This window comes from uncultured Bacteroides sp., from assembly GCF_937912035.1.
Lineage (GTDB): Bacteria > Bacteroidota > Bacteroidia > Bacteroidales > Bacteroidaceae > Phocaeicola.
The window spans coordinates 316,541-330,966 of sequence record NZ_CALDPF010000031.1; the positions used below are offsets into that span (position 1 = coordinate 316,541).

The 14,426-nt window shown below is 41.5% G+C and carries 10 protein-coding genes; all 10 read left to right on the forward strand.

Annotated features, from left to right (window positions below):
* Positions 1–6 precede the first annotated feature (6 nt).
* The 10 genes from Q0486_RS06995 to Q0486_RS07040 all read left to right on the forward strand — a co-directional run bounded on the left by Q0486_RS06995 (position 7) and on the right by Q0486_RS07040 (position 14,422).
* Positions 7–1,473 (forward strand): capsule assembly Wzi family protein, encoded by a 1,467-nt coding sequence (locus tag Q0486_RS06995; protein ID WP_299231524.1) that lies wholly within the window; start codon positions 7–9, stop codon positions 1,471–1,473.
* 14 nt (positions 1,474–1,487) lie between these two features.
* Positions 1,488–1,925, forward strand: a complete 438-nt coding sequence (locus Q0486_RS07000) for a lipocalin-like domain-containing protein (protein ID WP_299231525.1) — start codon at positions 1,488–1,490, stop codon at positions 1,923–1,925.
* A gap of 95 nt (positions 1,926–2,020) precedes the next feature.
* Positions 2,021–4,444 (forward strand): SLBB domain-containing protein, encoded by a 2,424-nt coding sequence (locus Q0486_RS07005; protein ID WP_299231527.1) that lies wholly within the window; start codon positions 2,021–2,023, stop codon positions 4,442–4,444.
* A 60-nt stretch (positions 4,445–4,504) separates the two neighbouring features.
* A complete protein-coding gene (locus Q0486_RS07010) occupies positions 4,505–5,608 on the forward strand; it encodes a Wzz/FepE/Etk N-terminal domain-containing protein (RefSeq protein ID WP_299231529.1) in 1,104 nt (367 codons plus the stop codon).
* 113 nt (positions 5,609–5,721) lie between these two features.
* Positions 5,722–7,215 (forward strand): succinate CoA transferase, encoded by a 1,494-nt coding sequence (locus tag Q0486_RS07015; protein WP_299231531.1) that lies wholly within the window; start codon positions 5,722–5,724, stop codon positions 7,213–7,215.
* A 157-nt stretch (positions 7,216–7,372) separates the two neighbouring features.
* A complete protein-coding gene (locus Q0486_RS07020) occupies positions 7,373–8,170 on the forward strand; it encodes a polysaccharide biosynthesis/export family protein (RefSeq protein WP_299231533.1) in 798 nt (265 codons plus the stop codon).
* Positions 8,171–8,229: 59 nt separating this feature from the next.
* Entirely contained in the window at positions 8,230–10,638 is a 2,409-nt protein-coding gene (locus tag Q0486_RS07025; protein WP_299231822.1) for a tyrosine-protein kinase, read from the forward strand.
* Positions 10,639–11,266: 628 nt separating this feature from the next.
* Positions 11,267–11,644, forward strand: coding sequence for a GIY-YIG nuclease family protein (locus Q0486_RS07030; protein WP_299231535.1), 378 nt, complete (start codon positions 11,267–11,269; stop codon positions 11,642–11,644).
* Positions 11,645–11,694: 50 nt separating this feature from the next.
* A complete protein-coding gene (locus Q0486_RS07035) occupies positions 11,695–13,239 on the forward strand; it encodes an oligosaccharide flippase family protein (protein ID WP_299231537.1) in 1,545 nt (514 codons plus the stop codon).
* 121 nt (positions 13,240–13,360) lie between these two features.
* Positions 13,361–14,422: an NAD-dependent epimerase/dehydratase family protein gene (locus tag Q0486_RS07040; protein WP_299231539.1), complete on the forward strand. Its 1,062-nt coding sequence runs from the start codon at positions 13,361–13,363 to the stop codon at positions 14,420–14,422.
* Positions 14,423–14,426 lie beyond the last annotated feature (4 nt).

Below are 14,426 nucleotides of genomic sequence, written 5' to 3' on the forward strand. Positions count from 1 at the left end.
ACTCACATGAAACTATATACATTATTACTTCCTCTCCTTCCGTTATGCGGTTATGCCGCGAATGACAGCATTTCTGTCAGAGTGGAGTCGGAAGCTACTTTTTCGGGGGGCGACTTTGCTCCCCTTTGGCTTTCTACCAATAAGTATGGTATGGGAAGTGCGGAGAAGAACAGCTTTTATTTGCGTGCAGGCGCGGACTGGAACAGAGAATTCCGCAGAGAATGGAAAGTCAGTGTGGGCCTTGATATTGCAGGTGGAGTCGGTACTGTCTCAAATTTCTGGGTGCAGCAGGCATATTTCGATGTGTCGTGGTGCATGCTGGGGCTGAGTATAGGCAGTAAGGAACGAATAGGCTCGCCATTGGAAAAGAATGCGGAACTTACTTCAGGCTGGATGACTGAGGGTATGAATACCCGCCCCATACCACAGGTGCGTATTGAGATACGTGACTTCTACAGTCTGTCGTTCACGGGGAACTGGCTTGCACTGAAAGGACATCTTGCATACGGGGCTTTTCTTGACGGGAAATGGCAGGAGGATTTTGCGGCTCCCGGAACGCTTTATGGAAAGGGTATAAAGTATCACAGCAAGGCTCTGATGTTCCGTTTGGGAAATAAGGGAAAAATGCCGTTGGAGTTTGAGTTCGGCCTCCACATGGCCACACAGTTCTGTGGTGACCAGATGCGAAAACTGGAGGATGGAAACAGTGAACTTGTATTGGATATGCCGGACGGATTCCGCAACTATATCAATGCCTTTTTCCCTACTGCCGGTGGCAGTGATACCACATGGGGAGAACAGGTTAATGTGGAGGGCAATATGCTTGGAAGCTGGAATTTTGCCCTGAACTATTATTTCCGTGACTGGAAGTTCCGTCTTTATCTTGACCATTACTTTGAAGATGAGTCGCAGATGTTCTGGCAGTACGGCCGTTGGAAGGACGGACAGATAGGTCTGGATATAACCCTTCCTGATAACAGATGGGTGAATCGGGTACTTTGGGAGGGCATATCTACCAAGGATCAGACAGGACCTTTGCTTTATGATGGTTTTGCTGGTTCTTTCGGAGACTTGCAGATGAGCGGTTGTGACAATTATTTCAATCATAGCATATACCAGGCATGGCAATACTACGGCCAGGGAATCGGTTCACCTCTCCTGCCAGGTCCGTCATATAATAATGATCATAGCATAACTTTCCGAAGCAACCGTATGAAGGCTCATCACTTCGGCTTGCAGGGTGAACCTGCAGATGAATGGAGCTGGAGGCTTCTGGTTTCCTTCGTGCGTCACTGGGGTACATACTATAATCCTTTCGATGAAGTAAAACATCAGTTCAGCGGTATGGCAGAAGTGAGATTCTCCCCTATTAAATTAAAACCCTGGAGCTTTAAAGCTGCTTTGGGAGTGGATAATGGAGATTATATCGGGAACTCTGTGGGAGGAACAGTTTCTGTTAATTATAAATTATAAATTAATAGTTAAGAATGAAACAATTGACAACTATATTAATTTTATTCATACTTCTCTTTGCCGGTTGTGAAAAAGCTCCTATACGTACAGACGTAGAAGGATTCTGGAGGCTGGAGAGATACACTGTTCTTTCCACGGATGAGACTGTGGAATGCAATCGTCTGTATTACAGTATTACACGTATGGTGACAGAGGTCTCTGATAAGGGTGACAACGGCTTTTATTCATATATTGCACGTACTGGATATGAGGATAATGAAAATACGCTTGTGCTTAAGGATTTCAAGGTTCGTGGCGGGACTGCCGACACCAGAGAGAACGCCCCAGTAGAGGGACTGCATAATTACGGAATAAATTCTCAGGAGGAAACTAAATTCCGTATTGTCAGTTGCGACGGTAAAACAATGACACTAGAATCGGACTATGCACATCTCGAACTTAGTAAGTTTTAGGGAAATAGAGTATTCATTTACTTTGTGTTCTAGTGTATTATAATTACTTTTGCAATCAAAATTATCTGATAATAACATTATATTAGAATATTTACATGAGGAAACAATTCATTTATGCGGCGCTTACATTCTTTATGATAGGAGCGCTACCTATAATGGCACAGTCGGTAATGACTGACTCGCAGGTTATTCAGTATGTACAGGAAGGTACAAAGCAGGGGAAGAGCCAGCAGCAGCTTATGGTGGAACTTTCAGCCAAAGGTATGACTCGCGAACAGGCTTTGAGACTGAAGAGAATGTATGAATCCGGACAGATTAGTTCCGGAACAGGAGGTGTAAATAGCGCCAATCCTGACAGCAGAATGAGAAAACAGGGATATTTCGCAGGAAATGCCAATACAGGGGTCATGATGAACGACTCTACTGCTATGCCATTAGACCGGTACGGACGCCCAATCAGACAGATTATTCCTGAAGACCAGGTATTCGGACGCAATATATTCACCAACGAGAACCTTACTTTCGAACCGGACGTTAATGTGGCTACACCTCAGGACTACCGCCTGGGTCCGGGCGACGAGATTATCATCGATATATGGGGCGCCAGCGAGAACTCGATACGTCAGGAAATCTCTCCAGACGGATGTATCACTATCCCCGGACTGGGAATGATTTCTCTCAACGGGATGAACATTGCCGATGCCAGGGAATATCTGAAGAGCGAGCTTAGCAGAATATATGCCGACGAAGGTAATCAGATTCAGGTGACTCTGGGAAATACACGAAGCATCAGGGTGAACGTAATGGGTGAAGTAATGGTGCCCGGTACATACACAATGTCGGCTTTCGCTTCGGTATTCCACGCTCTCTACAACGCCGGAGGTATCACAGACCTGGGAAGCCTGCGTGATATCAGAGTGGCGAGAAACGGCAAGACCGTGGCAAACGTCGACGTGTACGAATATATCCTTCAGGGAAAGACAGATACGAATATCAGTCTTCAGGAAGGCGACGTGATTATCGTTCCTACATACGAGGCTATCGTGAAGGTGGAAGGAAAGGTGAAACGTCCTATGAAATACGAGATGAAGGGCGACGAGACAATCTCTACCCTATTGAAATATGCTGGATTCTTCGCGTCGAACGCCTATAAGAACAGCGTGCGTGTGGTACGTCAGGAAGGCAGACAGCTTTCTGTGGCTACGGTGGAAAGAGACAACTTCGGATCATTCAAGGTAATGGACGGCGATGTGGTGAGCGCCGACTCTATCTCAAACAGATATTCAAACCGTCTGGAGGTTGTTGGTGCCGTATACAGACCAGGTGTCTATGAGTTCGGCGACAAGATTAAGACAGTGAAACAGCTACTCACTCAGGCTGACGGACTTCTGGGCGACGCCTTTACAAACCGTGCCGTGCTCTACCGACAGAGAGAGAACCTTACAAGCGAGGTATTGCCTGTAGATGTGAAGGGCATCATGGAAGGTACTGCTGCCGATGTAGAATTAAGAAACAACGACCTACTCTATATTCCAAGCATCCACGACCTGAAAAATGAAGGTGATGTATATATCTCGGGAGAAATAAACAAGCCGGGCACTTATCCGTATGCCGACAATATGACTCTTGAGGACTTTGTAATTACTGCAGGAGGACTTAAGGAGACCGCTTCACTGGTAAGAGTTGATGTGGCAAGACGTATCAAGGACAACAAGGGAACCGAGGCATCCAAGACTGTGAGCCAGAACTTTACCTTCGGTCTGAAGGACGGTTTCATTGTTGACGGCGAACCGGGATTCGTGCTTGAACCATACGACCAGGTATTCGTAAGAAGAAGTCCGGGCTACAGAATACAGAAACTGGTAACAGTAAAGGGCGAGGTACTCTATGCCGGTGAATACAGCATGAATACCAAGAATGAAAGACTGAGCAGCCTGATAGAGCGTGCCGGAGGTGTAACAGCATTCGGATATACCAAGGGCGCTAAGTTGACACGTGTGGCAAACGAGGACGAAAAGAAAAGAATGGAAGACGTTCTTGATATTATGAGAAGAGAACTTGGTGAGAAACTTACAGATTCTCTAAAACTTGAACTCGACAGTGTGTTTACTGTAGGAATTGATCTCGAGGCAGCTTTGGCCAAGCCGGGAAGCAGTGCCGATATAGTCCTAAGAGAGGGAGACGTAATCAGCGTTCCTGAAATGACAACTACAGTTAAGATTAACGGTGCGGTTATGATGCCTAACACAGTGACATATCTTGACGGCAAGAATGTAGGTTACTACCTGAACCAGGCCGGAGGATATTCGCAGAATGCCAAGAAGAGCAAGAAGTTCATTATATATATGAACGGACAGGTAGAGAAAGTGAAATCAAGAAGCAAGAAGGTAGAACCCGGATGCGAGATTGTGGTGCCTAACAAGATTAAGAAGAACAATTTCGCCAATGTAATGGGATATACCACTTCCCTAGCCTCTCTCGCCATGATGGTAGCTTCAATTGCGAATCTAGTCAAGTAGTTTCTAATTAACTACGTTGACCGTTGGTTATTAATTATTAATTATTAATCGAACTGACTTATGGAAAATATACAGAAACAACAGATCATTCAGAAAGATGAAATAGACCTGCTGGAATTGGCTAAGAGACTTTGGCTTGAGAAGAAGCTTATACTGAAAACTTGCGGTTGGGCTGCCTTGGTCGGATTAGTTGTAGGATTCAGTATACCTAAAGAATATTCGGCTTCAGTCACACTTGCTCCAGAAAGAACAGGAGGTAAATCCGTCAGTGGAGGTCTTTCTGCCCTTGCAGGAATGGCAGGGATAAACCTTGGTTCCTCTTCGTCGAGTGATGCTCTCTCCCCTGAACTTTATCCCGATATTGTAAAATCCGTACCATTCTCTATTGAGATGTTTGACGTCAAGGTGAAGGACAAGGATGGAGAATTGGATACTACCCTTTATGCATATCTTAAGGAACATCAGAAACAGCCGTGGTGGGGATATATTACTGCCGCTCCTTTTCAGGCTCTTGGTTGGGTGATAAAGACCATAAAGGACGAGGATGAAGAAAAAGAAGGAGAAGATTCTAGTGTTGATTCATTCAGACTTACTCAGGACCAGAGTGGCATTATTAGTGCACTCGGTAAAAGAATCTCTGTGTCAGTAGACAAGAAAACTTTTGTAATCAGTATAACTACCACCATGCAGGATCCTCTGATAGCCGCTACAGTTACAAACGAAGTAATGGAGAAACTGCAGGAATATATTACAACCTACAGAACGAACAAGGCACGCAAGGACTTGGAATTCACCCAAAAACTGTATGAGGAAAACATGGAAACATACCATAAGGCCCAGCAGGAATATGCTGCATATATGGACAGGAACCAGAATGTATCTTTACGCAGCGCCCAGACCCAACAGGAGAGATTGAGAAACGAAATGGAGCTTGCCTTCAATGTATATAACCAGACAGCACAGCAGCTTCAAGTGGCAAAAGCAAAGGTGCAGGAAGACACTCCTGTATTCACAGTAGTGGAAGCCGCAACAGTGCCTCTCAGAGCCTCTAAACCTTCAAAGCCGATGATTCTGATAGGACTCGTATTTCTGGCAGGTGTGGGTGCCTGCGGCTGGATTCTTTTCGGGAAAGACCTCATTAATCAGTTTAAAGCCAAGAATTAAAAATATTCATCTAAATATGAAGGAGCATCTGAAATGATGCTCCTTTTTATATATAAAACGTAAAAAGTATTTGTTATATTTGAATAATCTTAAATTTGTGGGGGGGATAAAATATGAATTATAACATTATGACAGCTCAGGAAGCTGCATGTATGATAAAAAACAATGACGTAATAGGTATAGGAGGATTTTCATCTGTAGGAACTCCTAAGGCAGTTCCGGCAGCATTGGCAGAACGCGCTAAATCGGAGCATGAGCTCGGCAGGGAATTCAAGGTAGGCCTGATTACAGGTGGAGCTACTGGCGATACGGTTGATGGAGCATTGGCAAAGGAAAATGCGGTCTTGTTCCGTACTCCTTTCCAGTCGAACAAGGATATGAGAAATTCTATCAATGAAAAGAATACGGCCTATTTTGATTTGCATCTTTCTCATATAGGTCAGGATGTCAGATACGGATTTCTACCTAAAATAGACATAGCCATTGTTGAAGCTTCTGAAATTACAGACAGCGGTGAAATTACTTTAACCACCTCGGTGGGCATTTCTCCTACGCTGGTACAGCAGGCAGACAGGGTGATTATAGAATTGAACTCTGCCCATTATGGAAAGCTGAACGGGATGCATGACATCTATATACCTTCTACCCCTCCATACAGAAAAGAGATACCGATATATCACGTGAACGACCGTATCGGTGTTTCTACCTTAAAAACTGACCCTAAAAAGATTGTGGCAGTTGTTGAGACCAACGGAAGAGACAATATCGCTCCCTTTACACCATTGAATGAAACTACCCGACAGATAGGCTGCAATGTAGCGGACTTCTTGATTGGTGAATGGAAAAACGGCGGTATTCCAAAGGAGTTTCTTCCTGTCCAGTCGGGTGTAGGGAATATAGCCAATGCCGTGTTGGGAGCATTGGGCACCGGTGAGAATATTCCGCCATTCTCCATGTATACTGAGGTTATCCAGAATTCTGTAATCGATCTGATGGAAAAAGGCATCATCAGGTTTGCCACAGGAAGTTCACTTACTCTTTCCGAGGATCGTCTGGATACGATATATAATAATCCGGACTTTTTCAGGGAAAGGATATTATTGCGTCCTCAGGAAATAACAAATCATCCTGAAATAATCAGACGACTGGGAGTGATTGCCATTAACACGGCCTTGGAGGCCGATTTGTTCGGTAATATAAACAGTACTCATGTGCTGGGAAGCAAAATAATGAACGGTATTGGCGGATCAGCCGATTTCTCAAGAAATGCCTATCTGTCAATCTTCACGACACCTTCTACGGCAAAGAACGGACTTATATCCTCCATAGTGCCGCAAGTGGCCCATGTAGACAGTACTGAACACGACGTGAGAATCCTGGTGACAGAACAGGGAGTGGCAGACCTCAGAGGTAAGTCTCCATATCAGCGGGCGCAATGCATTATTGAGAACTGTGTACATCCCGACTACAGGCAATTGTTGTGGGACTATCTGAAACTGTCGGATAAGAAAGCATGCCATACTCCGTTCGACCTGAAGAATGCATTCCGTATGCATCTGGCTTTCGAGGAAACCGGAGATATGAGAAATACAAAATATCTGTATTAAAACAGATTCAGATTATTAAATGACATTTGACCGTATATCGAAAACGGAGACTATCTCAGTATAAACGGGAATAGTCTCCATTTTTATTTATGATTTACATTAAAATGTTTGCTAATATTTTTCAAATGTCCTAATTTTGCAATGAAATTCAATTATTATGAAGAAATATATAGCTATATCATTATTTGCTGCCATGTTTCTGGGCAGCTGCTCCTCATATAAGAATGTACCTTATATGCAGGATATAGAGACTGTAAACAACTACGGAAAGGTAATTCCATTGTACGATGCAAAGATAATGCCCAAGGATCTTCTCAGTATTACTGTAAATACCACAGACCCTCTGGCTGCAGCACCTTTTAATCTGACGGTTCAGACAGAACTTACTTCTTCTCTGGCTCAGAATCTGCGTACTACGGCTACCCCTATGCTTCAGCAATATCTGGTAAACAACGAAGGGGAAATAGATTTTCCGGTAGTAGGACGTCTTAAGGTGGGAGGTCTGACCAAGAACGAAGCTGAGGATCTTATACGAGGCAAGCTTATGCCTTATCTAAAGGAGACACCGATAGTGACTGTACGTATGGCAAACTACAAGATATCCGTTCTTGGCGAAGTGGCACGTCCGGGTACATTCAATGTAAACAATGAAAAGGTAAATATACTTGAAGCCCTTGCCATGGCTGGCGATATGACTGTCTACGGAGTTCGTACCAACGTGAAGCTCATACGTGAGGATGCCGATGGCAAACGTGAAATTAAGGAGCTTGATCTGACAAAGAGCGACCTTGTCCTCTCCCCTTATTTCTATCTCAGACAGAATGACATCATTTATGTCACTCCAAACTCAACAAAGGCAAAGAGCTCAGATATAGGTACCACTACAACCACATGGATATCCGCTACATCCATTATGGTATCTATAGCCAGCTTATTAGTAAATATTCTGAGATAAGAGATTAATTGTTAATTATTAATTAATTAAATAACGTGGAAAAAGAGATTTTCAATGAAATGGAAGAGGCTCAGGAAAAGCCTTTTAACATTTATGAGATAGTGTTCAAGTATCTGGTCTATTGGCCGTGGTTCATCATCAGTGTAATTTTCTGTATGGTTTTCGCATTTATATATCTGCGTTATTCCACACCAGTATATACTGTTGATTCTAAAGTATTAATAAAGGAGACAGACTCACGTTCCCAATCGGCTGGTAGTGCCCTTATGGCACTTCAGGACATGGGCGGTTTCTCCATGACAAGCAATTTCGACAATGAGGTTGAAATTCTGAAATCAGTTACACTTGCCCAAAAGGTGGTTACAGATATGGGACTCTATATCAGTACATACCTCTGCCGTACATTCGGTTATGATATGCCACTTTATAATAAGAATACCCCGTTGAATGTATATATGAATCCTCTTGAGGCGGAGAAGCTTAAAGGGAGTGTCAGTCTTGATATAAAATACACAGTATCAGGACAATTGTCTGTAAAAGGAAAATATAATATAATTGACGAGGAATACAAAATAGAAGAGCAGAGTTTCTCTACTCTCCCTGCAGTACTTACTACTCCTGTAGGTGTCATTACCATTAGCAAGAATGAAACTTATATTGAAGAGGAAGAAGATAATTCGGAAGATGTACATCTTCGTTCTGTTATTGTAAAACCATTAGTTGCGGCACAGTCATATTCAAAGAATCTTACTGTAGATCCTACTTCCAAAACCACGACAATAGCCGCCATTACATTACAGACCGGCAATACACTTTTGGGAATAGACTATATCAATAACCTTATCCGCCAATATAATAATGACGCCAACGATGAGAAAAACCAGGTGGCAAGCAAGACTGCAGAGTTTATTGATGAACGTCTGGCGATAATAAATAAGGAACTGGGAAGTACAGAAACAGAAATGGCAGAGTTCAAGCAGCGTGCCGGAGTGACCGATGTGAAGACAGACGCTCAGCTTGTTCTTGAAGAAAACACAAGATACGAGCAGCAGCGCATTCAGAACTCCACACAGATAAACCTTGTGGAATTCCTGAAGAGCTATATCAACAATCCTGCCAATGCCAACGAAGTTATTCCTGCCAATGTAGGACTGGAAGATCAGGGACTGACATCAGTTATATCCCAGTATAATACCATGCTTATTGAGCGCAAGAGACTGCTCCGCACATCATCAGAAAGTAATCCTGCTGTAATCAATCTCAATACTGGAATTGAAGCTATGCGTACAAGTGTCCAGACTAGTGTGGAAAGTGTTCTCGAAGGATTGAAGATAACCAAGGCAGACCTTGACCGTAAAGCTAATCGCTTGGAGTCACGAATCAGCAATGCACCTCAATACGAAAAGGAATTCCTCAATATATCACGCCAGCAGGAGATAAAGGCACAGCTCTACACTATCCTTCTTCAGAAACGTGAAGAAAATGCCATTACTCTGGCTGCTACAGCCAATAATGGCCGTATTGTTGAAAACCCGTTACCTTCACGTGAACCGGTATCACCTAAGAAAGCTATTATAGCCCTTGCAGCACTTGTACTGGGTTTGGGACTTCCTGTATCATTCATCTATCTGCGTGAGCTGTTGAAATATAAGATAGAAGACCGTACCGATATAGAACGAATCACAGATGTCGGTATATTGGCAGAAATACCAAAGACATCAGTCCCGAGTAAGGGGGCCATAGTAGTACGTGAGAACCATAACAACATGATGGAAGAGGTGTTCCGTGGATTACGTACAAACCTCCTCTTTATGCTTGAAAAAGGCCAGAAAGTAATAATGGTATCTTCCACACAGCCCGGTGAAGGAAAATCTTTTGTAGCAGGTAATCTGGCTACAAGTCTTGCATTCTTAGGTAAAAAAGTAGTTATAGTAGGTATGGACATACGCAAACCCGGACTGAACAGAGTCTTCAACCTTAGTGCCCGTGTATACGGTATCACCAACTACCTGAGCAATCCTGAAGAAGTCAAACTTATGGATATGATCCAGCACTCAGATGTAAGTCCAAATCTGGACATCCTCCCTGGTGGACCTGTACCCCCCAATCCTACCGAGCTTGTAACACGTGATATACTTGATTCCGCTATTTCACAGCTATGCGAGAAATATGACTACGTTATACTCGATACCGCCCCTATCGGTATGGTACCGGATTCGGCAATTATAGGCCGTGTGGCAGACATCCTTGTATACGTATGCCGTGCCGACTTCACCCCTAAATCGGGATTTGAATATATCAATGTATTGAAAGCAGACAAGAAGTTCCCTAAACTAGCCACTGTCCTTAACGGTATAGATATGTCTCAGCGCAAGCACAGCTATGGCTATGGCTACGGCCGCAAGTATGGCTATGGCAGAGGTTATGGCTATGGCTATGGTTATGGGGAGGCAGACAGTAAGAAATAAATAAGAGGGGCTCATTCAATTCCCTCAAATATATATAAACAATAGGGCTTGGAAAATTCCAAGCCCTATTGTTTTAATGAGAAAATATCGTTTCCTCTCTAATCCTGCTTGTGCGTCTTGTCTATTTGTCTATAAGTTTGGAGAGCCTTTTACCGGCATGCCGTATATGCCGTATGTCGCTTTTGTTTATCAAATAGTTTTCAAGGAGCATGTAAAACAGGTTTATTGTCCTTTCCATCGCTTCACACAGTGAATGGATAAAGGAATGTCCCTGCTTCGATGTAAAGGCCGAGGGCTACATGGACTCCCCAGTCCGGAGATAGCCCCTCCCCTCTTTTGATTGGAATCCGCAAGTTTTCCCACAAATAAGGCGAGGGCTTGCGGATTTTTTTATTGTTTATTCACATGAATGCGGTATACACCGTTAAATTCAATACTGAAAAGCATAAAAATCTCCGAATTAATTTGAATTATCGTTATTAAGGCTTACTTTTGTGACGATTTAAGGATTAATGCGGACTATCTAGCGCAGCTTTTCAGGGATGGGAAGATGTGGGAGGTAGCCGCGAAGCGTGCCTAGAAGGGAAAAAAGTCAAGCAAAGAGATGATAACACAAAATACGAATTTAATGGAAAGGAAAAGTGGTTCAGATTTTCATGTTAATTTAGTTGACATGGAAGGAAAATCTGCTGATGGGATAGCTGATTATATGAACACAATAGGTTTATCAGAAGTATTAACCGGTAGAGATTCAAATCTGGATAGAGGCAATTTATATTGTGGTATAACCAACGATATAGAACGTAGAATGAAAGAACATACTGACAATGACTTCCAGATAGAAGGCAACAGAATCTTTGCTTGCAAATGCGACAATACTGAAATAGCCAAAGAAGTAGAACGTTTAATGAGTAATAAAAATTACGACACGGGTAGAAATCCGAAAGCAGGAGGTTGTGATGATTCTGTATATGTTTACCTGTTTAAAAAGGTAATAAATTATTAAAGGGAAAGATTGAGATGCCAAGCAGCTCAAGTAGAAGAAAAGAAAAAATAATGGACTCTACTTCAGATAATAACAAGAGGATAGCGAAAAATACAATATTCCTGTATTTTCGTCAGATATTGTTGATGTTGGTAAGTCTCTATACTGTTCGTGTAGTACTTGCCGCATTGGGTGAAGAAGATTATGGTATATACAATGTCGTGGGTGGTTTTGTTTCCATGTTTAATATTCTTTCAGGCGCTTTGTCTATAGCCATAAGCAGATTTATTACCTATGAAATGGGGCAACCTGATGTTACTGTTAAAAGATTACAATGTATATTCTCTTCATCGCTTATTATACAGATAGTTATGGGATTGATTATCTGTTTGCTGATAGGTACTTTTGGCGTATGGTTTATTGAGAATAAAATGGTAATTCCTTCCGAACGTTTAGACGTTGCGCTTTACGTAATGCTGTTTTCTGCTATAGCATTTTTTATTAATTTGCTCAGTGTCCCATATAACGCATTAATTATTGCCCATGAGCAAATGAAAGCGTTTGCATACATTAGTATTGTAGAAGCTGTTTTGAGGTTGTTAATGGCTTATTTATTATTGGTCTCTTCAACCGACAAATTATTGCTCTATGCACTTTGTATGGTGCTTGTTTCATTGATTGTTCGCAGTGTCTATGCCATTTATTGTAAACGCCATTACATGGAATGTCGTTTTGTTCTGGGATTTGACAAACAACTCTTATCTAAAATGTTTGTTTTTTCAGGATGGGCATTTCTAGGAAACGGTTCTTTCGTATTAAAAGAACACGGTGTAAATATCTTGCTAAACATTTTTTGTGGTCCAGTAGTGAATGCGGCGAGAGGTATCACTTCTCAAGTAACCCATGCGGTCACTATATTTGTTTCAAACTTCATGCAAGCCGTCAATCCTCAGATAACAAAGTTATTTTCTTCAGGTAAGTTGGATGAGATGCACCGTCTTATATTCAGAAGTTCACGCTTTTCATTTTATTTGATGTTACTGTTAGGACTTCCTTTGATGAAAAATATTGATTATGCACTTGGATTCTGGCTTGTTTCAGTTCCTGAGCATACGGCACTCTTCATTCAGTTGCTGATGGTGTTCTGTTTAATGGATTGTCTGGTACAACCGTTGATGACAGGTTTGTTGGCAGAGGGGAATATACGTGTGTACGAATTTGTATTAGTTGTATTGAATGTAGGTAACGTACTCTTATCGTACTTAGCTCTTCGGATGGACTATGCCCCAGAAAGCGTTTATATAGTTTCTATAGTGATAGAGGTTGGTATTATGTGGTCACGCATCTATTTATCTGGTAAAGCCTATCAGTTGCCAGTCAAGCGTTATTGTATAGATGTACTGGGTAATACAGCAGTGGTAGCTACATTGTCGGGGGTATTTGCTTGGTGGATTCAACTGCCCATATCACATCCTTTTGTCCATTTCGTGACAGTAGTATTTACGGTGATAGTTTTTACCGGAATTATGATATACCTGTTCGGATTAAATCGTAGTGAACGAGCCTTGTTTGTTAATGCCTTAACAAAAATATTATATAAAATAGTTCGTAAATGATAGTTTATGTGAATCTTTTCGTCATGTAAAGACTAGATTAATATAACCAAAAAAGATTACTATTTTATGTTTTAGAAGACTAAATTGAATAAAATTATTTGTTACAAATAGATAAAATCCAATGAGAATTTTAATTTTAGGAGGAACAGGAGCTATGGGGTTACATTTAGTAGACTTATTGTCTAAGAATAGTGATAACCAGCTTACTGTTAGTAGTCGTCGGAAACAAATAGGGAAAGATAATTTGACTTATGTACAGGGAAATGCTCATGAAATGACCTTTCTTTCTCAGATTTTGAAAGAAAGATATGATGTGATTGTTGACTTTATGAATTACCACACGGATGAATTTAAGGAACGGTATCAATTATTATTGTCTTCTTGTGACCAGTACATATATTTAAGTTCTTCACGTGTGTATGCCAATTCGGATACTCCAATAACAGAAGATTCTCCTCGCTTATTAGATGTTGTGCAAGACCATGAATATTTATCAATGGATGAGTATGCATTAGCAAAAGCTCGTCAGGAAAATTTGTTACGTGATTCAGGCTATAAAAATTGGACTATTATACGCCCTTATATTACCTATAGTGAAAACCGTCTTCAATTGGGTGTGCTGGAAAAAGAGCAATGGTTATATCGAGCTTTGCACGGACGTTCTATTGTTTTTTCGGAAGATATTGCATCACATGAAACAACATTGACTTATGGGTTAGATGTAGCCAGGGGTATGGTTGCTCTTATCGGCCGTGAAGAAGCAAAGGGAGAGGCCTTTCACATCACTTGCCCCTATTCAATTAATTGGAATGACGTGCTTTCACTTTATCAAAAAGTATTAGAAAAAAAACTGGTAGATGCTCCCCGAATTTTCATGACAGAAAAAGCGCTGAACCTTAACTATAGTTGGGGTAAATATCAAGTTAAATACGACCGTTTGTTTAATCGCAGCTTTGATAATACAAAGATAAATCGGTTTATTGATGTACATACGTTTGTAAAGCCTCAAGAAGGGTTAGCTTTTTGTTTAGAATATCTATGTGACCATCCTTCTTTTCGAGCAATTAATTGGAAAATAGAAGGTAAATATGATAGACTTGTTCATGAATCTGTTTCTTTACGAAAAATACAAGGGAAGAAGAATATATTAAAATATTTTTTGTTTAGATACATAATTAAATAGTATA

Excerpts from the sequence above, each read along its gene's own strand:
- Q0486_RS07020 (WP_299231533.1), top strand. The coding sequence starts at position 7,373 with ATGAAGAAATATATAGCTATATCATTATTTGCTGCCATGTTTCTGGGC.
- Q0486_RS07035 (WP_299231537.1), top strand. The coding sequence starts at position 11,695 with ATGGACTCTACTTCAGATAATAACAAGAGGATAGCGAAAAATACAATA.
- Q0486_RS07025 (WP_299231822.1), top strand. The coding sequence starts at position 8,230 with ATGGAAGAGGCTCAGGAAAAGCCTTTTAACATTTATGAGATAGTGTTC.
- Q0486_RS07010 (WP_299231529.1), top strand. The coding sequence starts at position 4,505 with ATGGAAAATATACAGAAACAACAGATCATTCAGAAAGATGAAATAGAC.
- Q0486_RS07040 (WP_299231539.1), top strand. The coding sequence starts at position 13,361 with ATGAGAATTTTAATTTTAGGAGGAACAGGAGCTATGGGGTTACATTTA.
- Q0486_RS07000 (WP_299231525.1), top strand. The coding sequence starts at position 1,488 with ATGAAACAATTGACAACTATATTAATTTTATTCATACTTCTCTTTGCC.
- Q0486_RS06995 (WP_299231524.1), top strand. The coding sequence starts at position 7 with ATGAAACTATATACATTATTACTTCCTCTCCTTCCGTTATGCGGTTAT.
- Q0486_RS07005 (WP_299231527.1), top strand. The coding sequence starts at position 2,021 with ATGAGGAAACAATTCATTTATGCGGCGCTTACATTCTTTATGATAGGA.
- Q0486_RS07015 (WP_299231531.1), top strand. The coding sequence starts at position 5,722 with ATGAATTATAACATTATGACAGCTCAGGAAGCTGCATGTATGATAAAA.
- Q0486_RS07030 (WP_299231535.1), top strand. The coding sequence starts at position 11,267 with ATGGAAAGGAAAAGTGGTTCAGATTTTCATGTTAATTTAGTTGACATG.